General features: G+C 71.2%; 14 protein-coding genes and 1 pseudogene. 10 read left to right on the forward strand and 5 right to left on the reverse strand.

What is annotated here, in order from left to right:
- The 10 genes from MKK64_RS00210 to truB all read left to right on the forward strand — a co-directional run.
- Nucleotides 1–1,753: methanol/ethanol family PQQ-dependent dehydrogenase (locus MKK64_RS00210; RefSeq protein WP_243931663.1), on the forward strand; the 1,753-nt coding region annotated here is incomplete at its 5' end.
- A gap of 97 nt (nucleotides 1,754–1,850) precedes the next feature.
- Nucleotides 1,851–2,003: a hypothetical protein gene (locus MKK64_RS00215; RefSeq protein ID WP_243931665.1), complete on the forward strand. Its 153-nt coding sequence runs from the start codon at nucleotides 1,851–1,853 to the stop codon at nucleotides 2,001–2,003.
- A gap of 262 nt (nucleotides 2,004–2,265) precedes the next feature.
- Entirely contained in the window at nucleotides 2,266–3,360 is a 1,095-nt protein-coding gene (locus tag MKK64_RS00220) for a hypothetical protein (protein WP_243931667.1), read from the forward strand.
- Entirely contained in the window at nucleotides 3,357–4,220 is an 864-nt protein-coding gene (locus tag MKK64_RS00225; protein WP_147843910.1) for a DUF615 domain-containing protein, read from the forward strand. Before MKK64_RS00220 ends, MKK64_RS00225 begins: the two co-directional genes overlap by 4 nt.
- Before the next feature lie 284 nt (nucleotides 4,221–4,504).
- Complete coding sequence (gene rimP / locus MKK64_RS00230; protein WP_243931669.1) at nucleotides 4,505–5,284, forward strand: ribosome maturation factor RimP; 780 nt, start codon at nucleotides 4,505–4,507, stop codon at nucleotides 5,282–5,284.
- Nucleotides 5,285–5,352: 68 nt separating this feature from the next.
- Nucleotides 5,353–6,960: a transcription termination factor NusA gene (gene nusA, locus MKK64_RS00235; RefSeq protein ID WP_147728245.1), complete on the forward strand. Its 1,608-nt coding sequence runs from the start codon at nucleotides 5,353–5,355 to the stop codon at nucleotides 6,958–6,960.
- A 17-nt stretch (nucleotides 6,961–6,977) separates the two neighbouring features.
- Nucleotides 6,978–7,787 carry an RNA-binding protein gene (locus tag MKK64_RS00240; RefSeq protein WP_243931671.1) on the forward strand — a complete coding sequence of 270 codons (810 nt, stop codon included), beginning with the start codon at nucleotides 6,978–6,980 and terminating at the stop codon, nucleotides 7,785–7,787.
- Nucleotides 7,788–10,706 (forward strand): translation initiation factor IF-2, encoded by a 2,919-nt coding sequence (gene infB / locus MKK64_RS00245; protein ID WP_243931673.1) that lies wholly within the window; start codon nucleotides 7,788–7,790, stop codon nucleotides 10,704–10,706.
- 114 nt (nucleotides 10,707–10,820) lie between these two features.
- Nucleotides 10,821–11,255, forward strand: coding sequence for a 30S ribosome-binding factor RbfA (rbfA, locus tag MKK64_RS00250; RefSeq protein WP_243931674.1), 435 nt, complete (start codon nucleotides 10,821–10,823; stop codon nucleotides 11,253–11,255).
- A 121-nt stretch (nucleotides 11,256–11,376) separates the two neighbouring features.
- Nucleotides 11,377–12,408 carry a tRNA pseudouridine(55) synthase TruB gene (gene truB / locus MKK64_RS00255; RefSeq protein WP_147728626.1) on the forward strand — a complete coding sequence of 344 codons (1,032 nt, stop codon included), beginning with the start codon at nucleotides 11,377–11,379 and terminating at the stop codon, nucleotides 12,406–12,408.
- A gap of 77 nt (nucleotides 12,409–12,485) precedes the next feature.
- On the opposite strand, the gene MKK64_RS00260 is transcribed toward truB, so the two are convergent.
- The 5 genes and pseudogenes from MKK64_RS00260 to MKK64_RS00280 all read right to left on the reverse strand — a co-directional run.
- Entirely contained in the window at nucleotides 12,486–12,626 is a 141-nt protein-coding gene (locus MKK64_RS00260) for a hypothetical protein (protein ID WP_187274966.1), read from the reverse strand.
- Complete coding sequence (locus MKK64_RS00265) at nucleotides 12,623–13,711, reverse strand: phytoene/squalene synthase family protein (protein WP_243931676.1); 1,089 nt, start codon at nucleotides 13,709–13,711, stop codon at nucleotides 12,623–12,625. Before MKK64_RS00265 ends, MKK64_RS00260 begins: the two co-directional genes overlap by 4 nt.
- Nucleotides 13,692–15,218, reverse strand: coding sequence for a phytoene desaturase (locus MKK64_RS00270; RefSeq protein WP_243931678.1), 1,527 nt, complete (start codon nucleotides 15,216–15,218; stop codon nucleotides 13,692–13,694). The genes MKK64_RS00265 and MKK64_RS00270 overlap by 20 nt, the downstream gene beginning before the upstream one ends.
- Before the next feature lie 9 nt (nucleotides 15,219–15,227).
- On the reverse strand, nucleotides 15,228–16,184 hold the full coding sequence (gene bchO, locus MKK64_RS00275) for an alpha/beta fold hydrolase BchO (protein WP_409567809.1): 957 nt from the start codon (nucleotides 16,182–16,184) through the stop codon (nucleotides 15,228–15,230).
- A gap of 48 nt (nucleotides 16,185–16,232) precedes the next feature.
- A pseudogene (locus MKK64_RS00280) lies at nucleotides 16,233–17,423 on the reverse strand (VWA domain-containing protein); the annotation flags it as partial.
- Nucleotides 17,424–17,766: the final 343 nt, after the last annotated feature.

Genomic DNA, 17,766 nt, shown 5'->3' on the forward strand with positions numbered 1-17,766 from the left:
CCCGGCGATCGCGAACGACGATCTGATGAAGCATCTGGCGAACCCGGCCGAGCAGGTGCTGCAGACGGTCGACTACGCCAACACGCGCTATTCGAAGCTCGACCAGATCAACGCGGGCAACGTCAAGAACCTCCAGGTGGCCTGGACCTTCTCGACGGGCGTTCTGCGCGGCCACGAGGGCTCGCCGCTCGTCGTCGGCAACATGATGTACGTCCACACGCCGTTCCCGAACATCGTCTACGCGCTCGACCTCGACCACGAGGCCAAGATCGTGTGGAAGTACGAGCCCAAGCAGGACCCGTCGGTGATCCCGGTGATGTGCTGTGACACGGTCAACCGCGGCCTGGCCTACTCGGACAACGCGATCATCCTGCATCAGGCCGACACCACGGTGGTGTCGCTCGACGCCAAGACCGGCAAGGTGAACTGGTCGGTGGTGAACGGCGACCCGAAGAAGGGCGAGACCAACACCGCCACGGTCCTGCCGGTGAAGGACAAGATCATCGTCGGCATCTCGGGCGGCGAGTTCGGCGTGCAGTGCCACGTGACCGCCTACGACGCCAAGACCGGCAAGAAGGTCTGGCGCGGCTACTCGATCGGCCCGGACGACCAGATGCTGGTCGACCCGGAGAAGACCACCTACCTCGGCAAGCCGGTGGGCAAGGACTCGTCGACCAAGACCTGGGAAGGCGACCAGTGGAAGACCGGCGGCGGCTGCACCTGGGGCTGGTTCTCCTACGACCCCAAGCTCGACCTGATGTACTACGGCTCGGGCAACCCCTCGACCTGGAACCCCAAGCAGCGTCCGGGCGACAACCGCTGGTCGATGACCATCTGGGCGCGTAACCCCGACACGGGCGTGGCCAAGTGGGTCTACCAGATGACCCCCAACGACGAGTGGGACTACGACGGCAGCAACGAGATGATCCTCACGGATCAGAAGGTCGGCGGCAAGGAGACCCCGCTGCTGACCCATTTCGACCGCAACGGCTTCGGCTACACCCTCAACCGCGCCACCGGCGAGCTCCTCGTCGCCGAGAAGTTCGACCCGGTCGTCAACTGGGCCTCCAAGGTCGATATGGACCGGGCGTCCCCCGGCTACGGCCGGCCGATCGTCGCCGAACGCTACTCGCCCGAGCGGACCGGCGAGGACGAGACCACCACCGGCATCTGCCCCGGCGCGATCGGGGCGAAGAACCAGCAGCCGGCGGCGTTCTCGCCCGGCACGGGGCTGTTCTACGTGCCCACCAACCACATCTGCATGAGCTACGAGCCGTTCCACGTCACCTACACGACGGGCGTGCCCTATGTCGGCGCCACCGTCGGGCTGCAGCCGCCGCCGGGCGAGTCCCGCACCGGCGCGTTCGTCGCCTGGGACGGCGTCGCGGGGCGGATCGCATGGTCCCTGCCCGAGCCGTTCTCGGTCTGGTCGGGCGCCCTCGCCACCGCCGGCGGCGTGGTCTTCTACGGCACGCTCGAGGGCTACCTGAAGGCCGTCGACGCGGCGACGGGCAAGGAACTCTACCGGTTCAAGACCCCGTCGGGCATCGTCGGCAACGTGATGACCTACCGGCACGGCGGCCGTCAGTACGTGGCGGTGCTCTCGGGTGTCGGCGGCTGGGCCGGGATCGGCCTGGCCGCCGGCCTCACCGACCCGGCGGACGGCGCCGGCGCGGTCGGCGGGTACGCGGCACTGTCGGATTATACCGCGCTCGGCGGCCAGCTCACCGTCTTCGCCTTGCCCGTGCGGTGACGAGGCTGCGATACCAATCTGTGGGTGAATTTCCCACATCAAGCAGAAACATGCGCGTCGCACGATGTCGCTCCCGTTCGAGGAGCCGATCGATTCGATGCCGGATTCGCCTGCCACGCCGCGACGCCTGCGCCTGCGCGACCTTCTCGTCGCGATCGTGCTGACCGTGTGGATCGTCGCCGTGGCGCGGACCGAACGGACCGCGCAGCTGACCCCGCCGGTCGTGTCCTACGCGGCGGCCTCGCGCTGAGGCAGATCTCACAGCGTTCCGTCCGGGCGCTGCCCGATCGGCGCACCGGGCGCCGGCGCCCGGCCCAGGTCGAGACGCAAGGGATGGCCGCCCGAAAGCCGGACCGGCGTCGGCTCCGTGCCGGTTTTCGTGTCTCCCTCCCCCGACGCCGATCCGGCCCCGGAGCTTAGTCCATAAGCGAATTCAAATTAGGAAAACAAACTGTACATTCCCGCTTTGTTCCGGTAAATGATCCTCATCGAAGGCGATTCGGATCGATGCCATGGCCAGACAACCGAGGATCGGTGAAGAGGTCCGGCAACTGAAGGGGCTTCTGGCCGGGCTCTCCCTCGACACGAAGCTGCTCCGCCTGGAGCAGGCACTCCGGCGAAAGGATTGGTCCGACCAGCCGCGCGCTCCTTTCGGTCAGCCTAACGGTGGGCAATGGATTGCCGGCGGCGGTGGGGATGGGAACGCCGTCGATCCGGACGTGCTGCGGCTGATCAAGCCGCAATGGGCACAGATGCCCGCAGCCGAGCCCACGCAGACCCGCGAGGAGACCCGTCTCGACGACGGCACCCGCATCCTCTCGATCCGCATCCGCGCCGGCCGGCGCGACTTCGACGAGCAGCACGCGGTCACCGCGCCGGACGGCGAGAGCCGGGTCTTCGAGACCCTCGGGGCGACGCAGACGATCCGCGACGGCGTCTCCGGCGAGATCCTGGGGCGCAGCACCTTCACGGCGAACGGCGCCGAGCCGGACGCGACGGTGCAGCCCGCCTTCCTGCAGGCGGTTCCGCTCGCCCTGGCGGCCGTTCGGGTCCTACGGACGCTCGAGCTCGCCGGCACGCTCTTCGCGACGCTTTCGGCGCAGCGGGGTCGCTACGGCACCGTCCTCGGCACCACGGCGCACGAGTTCCGTGGCGCCGAGGACTTCAAGCACATGCCGGCGATCTGGGTTGGTCCGCTCGACCAGGCATCCCTCGACGCCGCCTGCCCGAAGACCGGTGAGATCCAGACCCAGCTCGACGCGGTCGCCATGGCGGTTCGACAAAGTGGCGCGTATCGAACGCCGCAAGCCATCGGCACCGCGATCCACGTGCTGATGGATCGTTGGGCAAAAGCCCAGAACATCGCCGATTTCAAATCGGAGCTGTCGATCCTCAAGACTGGAGACGAAGGCTTGTATGGTCAGTCCGGCACGAGCCGCCTCGACCAGTTTCATAGCCCACAGCCGACCGTCGCCTGCGTCTACGACTACAAGACGGGGCTTCGCGGCCTCGGTTGGTCCGATTCGGTGCGTTACGCGACCAGGGCCAAGATGCTGTTCCCCAAAACGCAGCGGATCATCGTCATACAGATGCGGGAGTCGCGATGACGACCAAGAAGCAGTTGGCTCGGCTTTTCCGGGACGTGCTGAAGCACAATCCGGATTGGGTCCAAGTGAAACCGTATGCGATCTGGATCCGCCCGATCCGCCATTGTATCGCGCAGATCTACATCTATCGCGGCAGGTCTGCCGATGTATTTTGGCCCAGGTTCAGTATCGCGCCCTTGTACTGGAGTGGCGCGAACTGGGATTGGAATGTCGGCAGTTTTTCCGAGGGGTTCCGACGCGAGCCTCTACCTGCCCCCTTCACGCGGGACTACTTCCTCCAGCCCGATTACGAGCGCAGGCCGGAATTTCCCCAGCTTGCCGCCTGGGCGGCCACGGTCGGGGACTTCGCGTGGGCAGATCCCGAAATCGGCCGCATCTTCACGCGCGCGGTCGAGGAGCAGGTCCTGCCGCTGCTGCGCCCGATGGCCCTCGACCACCATGCCTATTTGGACTTCTACCGCAGCCATATCATCCCTCGCGGTAACGTTCACGACGAGCAGCGCATGGCGATCGCGCTCGCGGAGGGCGCGCTGGACGAGGCGCGCGAGTTCCTGGGCCAGATCTGGCGGTGGTACGAGAGCGACACCTACGGCGATTACGAGCCGCCGGAGATCCTCGACTATCCCAAGCGCGGCGCGCGCACGCAGCGCGCCATCGAGGCCTGGGAGAAGGCCGGCCGCTGCACCGACTACCGGCGCCGCCGCCGCCGCATCCTCGAGATCGTCGAACCGCTCCGCACCGGCGATCGCGCGGCCATCGCGGCGATCCTTCACCGCTGGGAGGCCGAGGCGGCGCGCTTCCACCAGGCCGAGCGCTGGTGGGAGCCGACGCCGTTTCCCATCGAGGAGGGGCTGGCCTGAGCGACCGTCGATCCGACCTCACAGAGGCCCTTCCACGGTCCAGGATCGCTCCTCGAGCGATTCCCGGGTCGTCCGGCTGCTTCGGGTCGAGGCGACGCGCAGCCGGAAAACGCTTGAATTCTTCGCGTTCACCCGCTAGATCGTTCCTCATCAGTTCTGGTTGCAGTCGCGAGGCTGCGGTTCGGGAGTGGGCCCCACCGGGTCCGCTCTTTTTTATTGCCGCAAGCCCCTCTCCTGTCCTCCGGAGCGCCGCCCCATCAGCGAGCCCGATCCTGAGCGCAGTCATGTCAGAGCCGACCGCCGTCCCCTCGCCCGAGCCGTCGGCTGAGCCGACGGAGAAGCGTCTGGTCCGCGAGACCGGCGTCGCCGCGCGCGTGGCGCAGGTGATCGAGGGTCCGATCGAGGGGCTCGGCTTCCGCCTCGTGCGGGTCAAGGTGTCGAGCGCGAACGGCTGCACCGTGCAGATCATGGCCGAGCGGCCGGACGGCTCGATGTCCATCGACGAGTGCGAGACCGTAAGCCGCGCGATCTCGCCGATCCTCGACCTCGATGACCCGGTCGGCATCGCCTACTATCTCGAGATCTCCTCGCCCGGCATCGACCGTCCGCTGGTCCGGGTCTCCGACTTCGCCCGCTGGGCCGGCTACGAGGCCAAGATCGAGCTCGCCGTGCCGCTCGGCGGCCGCAAGCGCTTCCGCGGGATCATCGGCGAGCCGGACGCGACGGCGCTCACCGTCCCGGTCGACCTGCCCGACGTCAAGGAAGGCCTGCCGAGCCGGGTCTCGCTGCCGCTGCGCGACCTCGCCGATGCGCATCTGGTGCTCACGGACGAACTCGTGCGCGAGTCGCTGCGGCGCGGCGGAGGCCCGGTGCAGGACCTCGACGAGGCGCTCGACGACGACGAGGCGGAAGACGCCCCGGCCCTTCCGCCGGCGCCGTTCCCGAAGCGGCAGAAGGCTTCCGCCAAGCCCAAGGCGGCCAAGCCGAAGCCCGCTTCGGACGCGCCCAAGAAGCCCGTGACCACCAAGGCGGCCCGCCTCAAGGACCGCGACTCGCTTCACTAGAGCATCGCCGCCCGCCCCGCTTGCAAAGCGGCGACCGGGGCGGCACCCCAAGAGAAGGACCGACACAGATGGCCGTCGTCAGCGCCAACCGGCTCGAACTCCTGCAGATCGCCGACGCGGTCGCCCGCGAGAAGGTGATCGATCGCTCCATCGTGATCGACGCGATGGAGGAGGCGATCGCCAAGGCGGCCCGCTCGCGCTACGGCGCCGAGACCGACGTGCACGCCGAGATCGACAACAAGACCGGGGCGCTGCGGCTCTCCCGCCACCTCCTCGTGGTCGACCTCGTCGAGAACGACGCCCGCGAGATCACCCTCGACCAGGCCCGGCGCTACAATCCCGGCGCGCTCGTCGGCGACGTGATCTCCGACACCCTGCCGCCGTTCGATTTCGGCCGCGTGGCGGCCCAGTCGGCCAAGCAGGTCATCGTCCAGAAGGTGCGCGACGCCGAGCGCGACCGCCAGTTCGACGAGTACAAGGACCGCATCGGCGAGATCGTGAACGGCCTCGTCAAGCGCGTCGAGTACGGCAACGTCATCGTCGACCTCGGCCGCGGCGAGGGCATCGTCCGGCGCGACGAGATGATCCCGCGCGAGACCTTCCGCCCCGGCGACCGCATCCGCTCGTACCTGTTCGACGTGCGCCGCGAGGTGCGCGGGCCGCAGATCTTCCTGTCGCGCTCGCATCCGCAGTTCATGGCCAAGCTCTTCGGCCAGGAAGTGCCGGAGATCTACGACGGCATCGTCGAGGTGAAGGCGGTCGCCCGCGATCCGGGCTCGCGCGCCAAGATCGCGGTGATCTCGCGCGACGGCTCGATCGATCCGGTCGGCGCCTGCGTCGGCATGCGCGGCTCGCGCGTCCAGGCGGTGGTCGGCGAGCTCCAGGGCGAGAAGATCGACATCATCCCGTGGTCGGAGGACCAGGCGACCTTCATCGTCAACGCGCTGCAGCCGGCCGAGGTCGTCAAGGTGGTGCTCGACGAGGAGGCCGACCGCATCGAGGTGGTGGTGCCCGACGACCAGCTCTCGCTCGCCATCGGGCGCCGCGGCCAGAACGTGCGCCTGGCCTCGCAGCTCACCGGCTGGGACATCGACATCCTGACCGAGGCCGAGGAGAGCGAGCGCCGCCAGAAGGAGTTCGCCGAGCGCACCACCGTGTTCATGGGCGCGCTCGACGTCGACGAGACCGTCGGCCAGCTGCTCGCGGCGGAAGGCTTCCGCAACGTCGAGGAGATCGCCTACGTCGACATCCAGGAGCTGTCCTCGATCCAGGGCCTCGACGAGGAGACCGGCGCCGAGATCCAGGCCCGCGCCCAGGATCACCTCGCCCGGATCGAGCAGGAGCACGACGACCGCCGCACCGAGCTCGGCGTGCAGGACGAGCTGCGCGAGATCGACGGCCTGACCACGCCGATGCTGGTCTCGCTCGGCGAGAACGACGTGAAGACGATCGAGGATCTGGCCGGCTGCGCCACCGACGACCTCGTCGGCTACACCGAGGGCCGCGGGCCGGAGGCCAAGCGCCACGCCGGCTACCTCGACGGCTTCGAGGTCTCGCGCGCCGAGGCCGAGGCCATGATCATGGCCGCCCGCCTTCGCGCCGGCTGGATCGAGGCGCTGCCCGAGCCCGAGGCGACCGAGGACGCGGCGGAGCCCGCCGAGGCCGAGGCCAACTGACGACGCGAGGTCGGGCGATGATTCAGGCCGCTCAGCCGCCGGCTGACGAGGGCATCGAGGACGTCGTCCTTGATGCCGGGCCGAATCGTGGCCGACAGGGCGCGCTGCGCACCTGCATCGTCACGCGCACCGCGCAGGCGCCCGACGCGATGATCCGCTTCGTCCTCGGGCCGGACGGCGCCGTCGTGCCGGACCTGCGCGCCCGGCTTCCCGGCCGCGGCGCCTGGGTCAGCGCGCGCCGCGAGGACGTCGCGACGGCCGTGAGGAAGCGGGCGTTCAACCGGGCGTTCAAGACGCAAGGCGCGACAGCCTTCGCCGACCTGCCCGACCGGATCGCCGAGGGGTTGCGGGCCGACCTGCGGCAGGCGATCGCGCTGGCCAACAAGGCCGGCTGCATCGTGACCGGCTTCACCAAGGTCGAGGCGGCGATCGGCGCGCAGCCGCGCGTCGCTGCCGTGATCCATGCGTCGGACGCCGCGCCCGACGGTCGCCGCAAGATCGCGGCGGCATTGCACCGGCGGCACGGCGATGCCATATCCCGCATACCGATCGTTGACGACTTGTCCGAAGACGAATTGGACATGGCCTTGGGTCGGGATCATGTGATACACGCTGCGCTCGTCGCAGGAGTCGGGGCCGCCGGCTGCCTGGCGCGTTGGCGTCGGCTACGCTCCTTCGAGGGCGTCGCCGCGGCGATCGAGGAGCGCGGATCCGCCGGATACGGCGGGGATGCTCCCCCTCTGCAAGACGATGCCGTGACGGATCAGGCCGGCGCTCCGCGGGTTGCCGGTTCACGCGACGATGGAAACCCTCAGGGTTCAGGCTGAATGAGCGATACGAATAATCCGGGCGACAAGACTCTGAGCAAGACTCCTGCGAAGCCGCTTTCCTTGAAGCGTCCGATCGAACAGGGGACCGTGCGCCAGAGCTTCTCCCACGGCCGCTCCAAGCAGGTCGTGGTCGAGACGGTGAAGCGCCGCGTCATCGGCGCGGCGCCGGCGCCCGTCGCCCCCATCGCGGCCCCGACACGGGTCGCCCCGCCTCCGCCGCCGGTCGCCCCGCGCCCGGCGCAGCGGTCCGCGTCCGGCGTCGTGCTGCGCACGCTGAGCGAGCAGGAAAGCTCGGCGCGCGCCGCAGCGCTCGCCGACGCGCAGCGCCGCGAGCAGGAAGCCCGCCGCCAGGCCGAGGCCGCCGCCGAGGCGCAGCGCGCCCAGGCCGCAGCCGAGGAGCGCGAGCGCGAGGCTGCCGCCGCCGCCAAGCGCGCCGAGGAGGCGCGTCGTCAGGAGGAGGAGAAGCAGCGCGCCGCCGAAGCCGCTGCCGCCGCCGCCGAGGCGCGTGCCGCCGCCGAGGCGGCGCCGGCCAAGGCGCCCGAGCCTGCCGCCGCGCCGGCGCAAGCTTCCGATCAGGTCGCCGCGCCCGCGGCCGCTCCGGTTGCCGCTGCGCCCGCGGCCGCCAAGCCCGCACCGGCTCCGCGTCCGGCCGCGGCTGCGACGCCTGTCGCTCCGCAGGCGGCGCGTCCCGCCGCCGGGGCCGCGCGTCCTGCGCCGGCCGCCGCACGGCCGCCGCTGACCGCGCGTCCGACCCCGGCCGAGCCGCGCAAGACCATCACCGCGGACGTGCGCAAGCCGCAGAACCTGAACTTCATGGCGCGCCCCGCCCCGGCGCCCGAGCCCGAGAAGAGCGCGAGCCCGACCACCGCGGCACGGCCCGCGGGGACCGCTGCGCGTCCGGCCGGCCGCCCGGCGGCGAACGAGGACGAGAGCGAGACCAAGCGCGTCATCCGCCGTCCCGGCATGCCGCTGAAGATCATCACGCCGCCGAAGACGCCCAAGCAGCCCGGCGGCGACCGCAACCGCGGCCGCCTGACCATCGCGACCGCGACGTCCGGCGAGGACGAGCGCACCCGCTCGATCGCCTCCTTCCGCCGTCGCCAGCAGCGCATGAGCGGAAGCCGGCAGGTCGAGCAGAAGGAGAAGCTGTCGCGTGAGGTGACGATCCCGGAGACGATCACGATCCAGGAGCTCGCCAACCGCATGTCGGAGCGGGCGGTCGACGTGATCCGCCTGTTGATGAAGCAGGGCGAGATCCACAAGATCACCGACGTGATCGATTCGGATTCGGCGCAGCTCATCGCCGAGGAGATGGGCCACACCGTGCGCCGCGTCGCCGAGTCGGACGTGGAAGAGGGCCTGACCTCCGACGAGCCGGATCTCGACGAGGATCTCGATCCCCGTCCTCCGGTCGTCACGATCATGGGCCACGTCGACCACGGCAAGACGTCGCTCCTCGACGCGATCCGCAAGGAGAACGTGGTCGAGGGCGAGGCTGGCGGCATCACCCAGCACATCGGCGCCTACCAGGTCGCGTCGCCGTCGGGCGACATGATCACCTTCATCGACACCCCCGGCCACGCGGCCTTCACCTCCATGCGCGCCCGCGGCGCCAAGGTGACGGACATCGTCGTGCTCGTGGTGGCGGCCGACGACGGTGTGATGCCCCAGACGATCGAGGCGATCCAGCACGCCAAGGCGGCGGGCGTTCCGCTGATCCTGGCGATCAACAAGATCGACAAGCCCGAGGCGAACCCGCAGCGGGTCCGCACCGAGCTGCTCCAGCACGACATCCAGGTCGAGTCGATGGGCGGCGAGACGCTGGAGTTCGAAGTTTCGGCCAAGACCGGCGACGGCCTGCCCGACCTGCTCGAGGGCCTGCAGCTGCAGGCCGAGATCATGAACCTGCGCGCCAACGAGAAGCGCGACGGCGAGGGCACGGTCATCGAGGCCAAGCTCGATCGCGGCCGCGGCCCCGTCGCGACCGTGCTGGTGCAGCGCGGCACACTGTTCACCGGCGACATCGTCGTCGCCGGCGCCGAATGGGGCCGCGTCCGCGCGCTCATCGACGACCAGGGCGAGAACATCCAGTACGCGGGACCGTCGGTCCCGGTGGAGGTCCTCGGCTTCAACGGCACGCCGGATGCCGGCGACCGCGTGATCGTGGTGCCAAGCGAGGCCCGCGCCCGCGAGGTCACGGAGTATCGTGCCCGGACGAAGCGCGAGCGCCAGAACGCCCGCACCGGCGGCGCCAATCGCTCGCTCGTCGACATGATGCGCGACCTGAAGGAAGGCGCCGGCCGCAAGGAGCTGCCCGTCATCATCAAGGGCGACGTGCAGGGCTCGGTCGAGGCGATCTCGGGCGCGTTGGAGAAGCTCGGCAACGACGAGGTCTCGGCCCGGATCCTGCTCGCCGGCGTCGGCGGCATCACCGAGTCGGACGTGACCCTCGCGACCGCCTCGAAGGCGGTGGTGATCGGCTTCAACATCCGCGCCCACAAGGAAGCGCGGGAGCTCGCCGAGCGCAACGACGTCGAGATCCGCTACTACAACATCATCTACGACCTCGTGGACGACATCAAAGCGACCCTGTCGGGCATGCTGCCTCCGACGCTCCGCGAGGAGCGCCTGGGCGAAGCCTTCATCCAGGAGATCTTCGAGGTCTCGAAGGTCGGCAAGGTCGCCGGTTGCCGCGTCTCCGACGGCGTGGTCCAGCGCGGCGCCCATGTCCGCCTGATCCGCGACAGCGTGGTGATCCACGAGGGCAAGCTCTCGACCCTGAAGCGCTTCAAGGACGACGTGAAGGAAGTCACGTCGGGCCAGGATTGCGGCATGGCGTTCGAGAACTTCGAGAACATGCGCGCCGGCGACACCATCGAGTGCTACCGGGTCGAAGAGATCCGCCGCACGCTCTGATCGCGTTCGACAGCGCATCGACACGGCGGCCGCGGCTCCTGCCGCGGCCGTCTTTTTTCGTACTCCAGTCCTGCCTCGTCTGCTCGACGACCCGGTGCCGGACCGCAGAAGACCATGGCTCAGAAACCCAACCCGAACGGCCCCACCCAGCGCCAGCAGCGCGTCGCCGAGCTCGTGCGCCACGCGCTGGCCGAGGTGCTCCAGCGCGGCGACATCCAGGATCCGGTCCTCGGCACCCACGTGGTGACCGTGCCGGAAGTTCGGATGTCGCCCGACCTCAAGCTCGCCACCGCCTACGTGATGCCGCTCGGCGGCATGGACGAGGCGCCGGTGATCGCCGCGCTCGAGCGCAACCGCAAGGCGCTCCGGCAGGAGGTGGCCCGGCGGGTGAACCTCAAATTCGCCCCCGAGCTGCGCTTCCTGCGCGACGACACGTTCGACGAGGCCGCGCGGATCGACGCGCTGCTGCGCAACGAGCGCGTCCAGCGCGACCTCGACAAGGGAGTGCCGGACGAGGACGACGCGGAGGTCGGGTGGGGGCGCCCGTGAGGGTCGGCCCCCACCCGATCGAAGACGCCATCGCGGCGCGGCACCGGCAGGCGGGCGCGCACCGATCCAGATTCCGTTTCGCCGATTGACGTAAAAAAGCATGATGCCGACCGAGGTTTCCATGAACGACGTCCCGACCTCCGAGCATCCGGTCTCCGCGCCCGAGATGCCGTCTTCGGGCGAGCGCCGCAGCGAGGAGGGCCGTCGCCCGTCCCGCGGCGGTCCGCGGCCCGACCGGCCGAAGAAGCGCGACGTGTCGGGCTGGGTCATCCTCGACAAGGGCGTCGGCATGACCTCGACGCACGCGGTCGCGGTGGTGAAGCGCGCCTTCAACGCCAAGAAGGCGGGGCATGCCGGCACCCTCGATCCGCTGGCATCCGGGATCCTGCCGATCGCGCTCGGCGAGGCCACCAAGACCGTCCCCTTCGTGATGGACGGCCGCAAGGCCTACCGCTTCACCGTGAGCTGGGGCATCGAGACCGACACCGACGACGCCGAGGGCCGCCCGGTGGCGACGAGCGAGGACCGCCCGACCCGCGCGGCGGTCGAGGCCGCCCTGCCGAGCTTCGTCGGCGCGATCGAGCAGGTGCCGCCGCGCTACTCGGCGATCAAGATCCAGGGCGAGCGCGCCTACGACCTCGCCCGCGACGGCGAGGTGGTCGAGCTGGTGGCGCGTCCCGTCCAGATCGATCGCCTCGCGGTGGTCGAGCACGAGACCGACCGCACGGTGATCGAGGCCGAGTGCGGCAAGGGCACCTACGTCCGGGCGCTCGCGCGCGACCTCGGGCGCATGCTCGGCTGCCGCGGCCACGTCTCGGCCCTGCGCCGCACCCGGGTCGGGCCGTTCGCGGAGGCCGATTCCTGCAACGTCGCCGGGCTCGACGCCGCCGGGCCCGAGGGCAGCCTCGCCCACCTGATGCCGGTCGAGACCGCCCTCGACGCGATCCCCTCCGTCTCGGTCTCGCGCGATATGGCGATGCGCCTGATGCGCGGCCAGTCGGTGATCCTGCGCGGCCGCGACGCGCCGGTCGAGGGCAAGATCTTCGCGACCTGCGGCGGCATCCTCGTCGCGGTGGGCGACGTCGAGCGCGGCGAGCTGGTGCCCCACCGGGTGTTCCACCTCGGCGGAACGGCCGCCGGCCGGGCATCCTGACGTCGATGGCGTGAACGGGCCTTCTTTCCTCCCCCGCAGAGGGGGAGGGAAATGCGCAGGTCGGAACTCTCCTGGAGCTATTCTCCGCGGTCCACCTTCGCCGCCGCGCGGTCCCGCCGGATGCCGCGCCTGAGCGCGACGAGCTGCCAGATCGCCAGCCCGAGGGCGAGCGCGAAGACCAGCCCGATGTCGAAGGCGGCGAAGAGCGGGTCGCTCACGCCGGCTCGCGCCCCGTCGCCTCACGCTCGCGCAACGCCTCGATCATCTCGAGCACCCGTACCGCCTGGCCCGGGATGTCCCACCAGGGGCGGGCCAAGGGCGTGCGCGTCGGCACGGCCTCGATGAGGTAGGCGGTCTCGGGCAGGCTCGGCGCGTCGCGCTCGGTGCCGCCACCGAGCGGCAGCGCGGCGCGGGCGAGCAGCTGCAGCTTGCGCCCCGCCCCGACGCGGGCGCGCCGGGTGACGCTGTCGAACCCGTTCCGGGCGATCTCCGCACCGATCTCGGCATAGATCAGGCGCGCGGCCCGGATCGCCGGACGGCAGGCGAGCGGCAGGCTGCCGATGCCGGCCTCCGAGCGGGCGTAGAGCACGTCCGCGGCGGCGAGCAGCCGGGCGACCACGTCGCGCAGCGCGTCCGTCGCGACCGGCTCGGCCAGGAACGCGTCCGGATCGATGCCGGCCTCGTCGAGCCAGTCGAGCGGCAGGTAGAGGCGGCCGGCCCGCGCATCCTCGCCGACGTCGCGGGCGATGTTGGTGAGCTGCATCGCCACGCCGAGGTCGCAGGCCCGCGCCAGCACGTCGGCATCGCGCACGCCCATGATCAGCGTCATCGTCGCGCCGACGGAGGCCGCGACGCGGGCGGCGTAGGCGCAGAGCGCGCTCAAGGTCGCGTAGCGCCGCCCTTCGGAGTCCCAGGCGAGGCCTTCGAGCAACGCCGCCGGCAGCGCCTGCGGGATCGCGTGGTCGGCGACGACGTCGGCGAGCGCCCGGTCGGCGGCATGGTCGGCGGGGTGGCCGGCATGGATGCGCGCGAGCCGCGCATCGAGCCGAAGCACCGCCCCGGGCGCCGCGCCGGCCTCCGCGTCGTCGACGAGATCGTCCGACAACCGGCAGAAGGCGTAGAGCCCGTAGGCCGCGCGCCGGACGCGCGGCAGCAGCAGGTGTGCGGCGGCGTAGAAGCTGCGCGACCCCGCCCGGATCGCGGCGCGGCAGGCGGCGTGGTCGGCCTCCGACGCGTGCGACGAGGCCGGGCGCAGGGCGGCCAGGAACGCGGCCGGAAGCGACTCAGGCGAAGACGCGCGCATCGGGAACCACCGTATCGAGGACGCGGGCCGTGGACAGGACGCCGGGCAGGCCGGCGCCGGGATGGGTTCCGGCGCCGACGAGGAACAGGTTGCGCACGTCTTCCGACGCGTTGTGCGGACGGAACCACGCCGATTGCGTCAGCACCGGCTCCAGCCCGAAGCCGGAGCCGCGGAAGCTCAGGAAATCGTCGCGGAAATCCTGCGGCGTCGTCACCTTCGAGGTGATGAGCTCGGCCGAGAGGCCCGGCAGCACGGTCGCCTCGAGGGACGCCTCGATGAGCCGGCGGTAGGGCTCGGCGAGCGCCGCCCAATCCTGGCCGCCGGCGAGGTTCGGCACCGGCGAGAGCACGTAGAACGCGTCGCATCCCGGCGGCGCCAGCATCGGGTCGGTCTCGGTCGGCCGGTGGAGATAGAGCGAGAAGTCGTCGGCGAGGTGCTTCCTGTGGAAGATGTCGTCGATCAGCGCGCGGTAGCGCGGCCCCATCAGGATGGTGTGGTGGGCGACGTCCGGATATTTCCGCTTCGTTCCGAAGTACCAGACGAACAGGCCCATGGAGGAATGGGCCTTGTCGACCTTGCGATCGGTCCAGCGCCGTCTGGCCGATGCCGGGACCAGATTGCGGTAGGTGTGGGCGGAATCGGCGTTCGAGACGACGATGTCGGCGGCGATCGTCGTGCCGTCGGCCAGGCGCACGCCGGTGGCCGCGCCGCGGGCGACGGTGATCTCGGCGACCTCCGCGTCGCAGTGCAGGGCGCCCCCCTGCCCCGCGATCAGGCCGACGAGGCCGTTGACGAGGCGGCCGGTGCCGCCCATGGCGAAGTGCACGCCCCAGCGCCGCTCGAGATGGGCGATCAGGCAGTAGATTGCGCTCGCCCGGAACGGGCTGCCGCCGATCAGCAGCGGGTGGAAGCTGAAGATGGTCCGCAGGCGCTCGTCGCGGATGTACTTCGCCACCACGTCGTAGACGCTGCGGTGGCCGCCGAGCCGCACGAGGTCCGGCGCGATCCGCAGCATGTCCCGGATGCGGCCGAAGGGCACGTGGCCGAGCTCTTCGAAGCCGACGCGGAAGATGGCCTCGCTCTGCGCCATGAAGCGCTCGTAGCCGGCGACGTCGGCGGGCGAGAACTTGGCGACCTCCGCCCGCATGGCGGCCAGGTCGCCGGAATAGTCGAAGGTGGCGCCGTCGTCGAACCGGATGCGGTAGTAGGGCCGCATCGGCACCAGGGTGACGTCGTCCGCCATGCGCCGCCCGCACAGCGTCCACAGTTCCTCGAACAGGAACGGCGCGGTAACGATGGTCGGGCCGGCGTCGAAGGTGAAGCCGTCCTGCCGGTGGACGCGGGCCCGCCCGCCCGGCTTGTCGAGCCGTTCCAGCACCGTGACCCGGTAGCCGCGGGCACCGAGGCGGATCGCGGCGGCGAGCCCGCCGAAGCCGCTGCCCACGACGACGGCGTGGGGCCGGCGATCCGCATGTGTCAACGGTACCAACGCATCGAGTGTCAACATGGTTTGACACTAAGGTCGATTGCCGACCTCAGGCAAGGGCCTTTCTGAGGCACAGGCGGACCGCGGCGCCTCGGCTGCGGTCAGGGCGTCGAACTCCGCGAGGATCGCCGCGGCGACGCGCTCGGGCGCTTCCTCGTGCGCGAGGTGGCCGAGGCCGCGCATCAGCTCGACGCGGGCATCGGGCAGGCGGTCGCGCACCGCGAAGGCGGTGTCGGGCGCGATCGCCTTGTCGTCGGAGCCGACGACGAGCAGCGTGCGGACGCCGAGCCGCGGCAGCGCGCGGTCGAGGGCGTCGAGGTTCCAGTTCGCCATCATGCCGAGCGCTCCGGCGACGTGGGCGGGCTTCCGGAACAGGCGGCGATAGAGGTCGAGCCCGACGGGGTCGATGCGCGAGCCGGTGCCCTGGATCAGCCGCTGCACCGCGGCGCGGTCCGCCGTCCAGGCGAAGATCTTCGGCGTCATCCGATTGAGGAACAGCATCCGCGCCATGCTTGGGAACAGGATCGAGGCAAGACCTGGGAACGGCTTGAGGGCGCCGTTCAGCGCCACCAGCAGCCTCGGCGATAGCCGCGCGTCGAGGCAGGTCCGGGCCAGGATCGCGGCGCCCGCCGAATGGCCGACCGCCACGACCGGCCTCACGCCGAGCTGCCTCGTCAGGTCGGCCAGGGCGGACGCCATGCCGGGAAGCGACAGGCGGCCGGCCGGCAGCGGATCGGTGAAGCCGTGGCCGGGCAGGTCCGGCGCGATCACGCGGAAGCGCCCGGCCAAGGCCGGCATCAGCCCGCGCCAGGAATGCGTCGCCGCGCCCGTCCCGTGGACGAGGAGCAGCACGGGAGCGTCGGCCGACCCCATCGCCTGCACGTGCCAGCGCAGGCCGGAAGCCTCGACGAAGCGGCTGGCGTCGCGATGCGGCCAGTCGCGACCGTCGCGCTCCCAGTCCGGGCGGTCCTCGGACATGCGTGTCATGGTTTCCTGAAGGACCTGGTTTCCTGAAGGACCTGCCGATGCGAGCCGTCACGCCGCCGTGCCCGCCGCCCGCACCGCGGCGCTGAGCTTGCGGGCGTCGGCCTGCGGCAACGGGAGATAGCGGGCGCCCATCGCCTCGGCCAGGGCGCGCGCCGAATCCTGCGGGCGCGGCGCGGTGTCGATCAGGATCGCGGAGAACGCCGCCGCGCGGAAGCGCCGGGCCGCGGCGAGCGCGTCCTCGGCGGCGCGCGGCCGGCCCGGTGCGCCGGCGCGGTCGACGTTGGCGCGCCCGTCGGTGAGCAGCACGACGACCGGGGTGCCGCCGCCGCGCCGGACGGCGAGCGCCACGTCGGCCGCCGCATCGAGCCCCGCGGCCAGCGGCGTGCCGCCGCCGCCGGGCAGCCCGGCCAGCCCGCGCTTGGCCCGCACCAGCGAGCGGGTCGGCGGCAGCACGAGCTCGGCCGCCCGGCCGCGGAAGGCGACGAGCGCCACCCGGTCGCGGCGGACATAGGCCTCGGCCAGCAGCAGCTCGACCGCCCCCTTCGCCTCGGCGAGCCGCTCGATCGCCGCCGAGCCGGAGGCGTCGACCGCGAAGATCGTCGTGCTCTCGGTCCGCTGGCGAAAGCGCGTGATCCGAAAATCCTCCGGCCGCACCAGGATCGCCCGGGCGTCGCCCGCTCCGGCTTCGGATCGCCGGAGGGCCTGCCACGGGGCGGCGGCGCGCAGGGTCGCCAGCAGCGCCAGGCGCCCGCGGCGCGGGTCGCCGGCGCGCGCGCCGATCGGCCGGCCCTGCCGCGCGGCGGAGGCGGCGGCCCCGGCCCTTCCCGCCTTGCCGCCGCGCGCAGGCGCCTGCCCGGCGGCCAACGCCGCGAGCAGGCCGGGCGGGATCGCCGCGCGTGCCGCCGCGAGCACGACGTCGTCGAGATTCGGCGATTCGGCCTGCTGCTCCGTGCCCGCCGCGTCCCCGTCGGGCTCCGGCGGGTTCTCCCCCTGCGGCGATCCGCGATCGTCGGGGGGCGGTTCGGAGGCTTCGGCGGGTTGCTCGGGAACCGGCATCCGCGTCGCCCGCGGGCCGAGCACGAGGGCTGCTGCCTCGACGAGATCTCGTTCCGCGAGCCCATCCCGTCCGTCGCGGGCGGCGATCAGCCGGGCGATCCGCACGGCGAGCAACGGCCCGCGCAGGGACGTCACGCCGAGGGCATCCGCGGCAGCGCAGAGCGCGGGGATGGCGTCGGACGCGTCGTCCGGTTCGGGCGTGGGTCGGGAGCGGTCGGGAGCGGTCGCGCCTCTCCCCACCTCCTCTTCCCTGCCGAAGAGCCCGCGCGCCTTCCCTCCCCCCGACGGATCTCGGGCCTGCCCGAGATCCGCACCCTGTCTGCCCAAGTCGGGCAGGCCCGACTTGGGTGCGGGGGAGGGTGGGCATCGCGTGAGCGAGGGGCGGGAAAGGGGAGCGCCGGATCCGGCATCGTCGCTCCCCTCTCCCGACCCGCTTCGCGGGCTACCCTCCCCCGCAGAGGGGGGAGGGAAAAGCGGTTCCTGCGATCGCCGTTCGGGGTGGGCGGATGCGAAAGCCGTTCCAGAA

This window comes from Methylobacterium sp. E-025 (genome assembly GCF_022829705.1).
GTDB lineage: Bacteria > Pseudomonadota > Alphaproteobacteria > Rhizobiales > Beijerinckiaceae > Methylobacterium.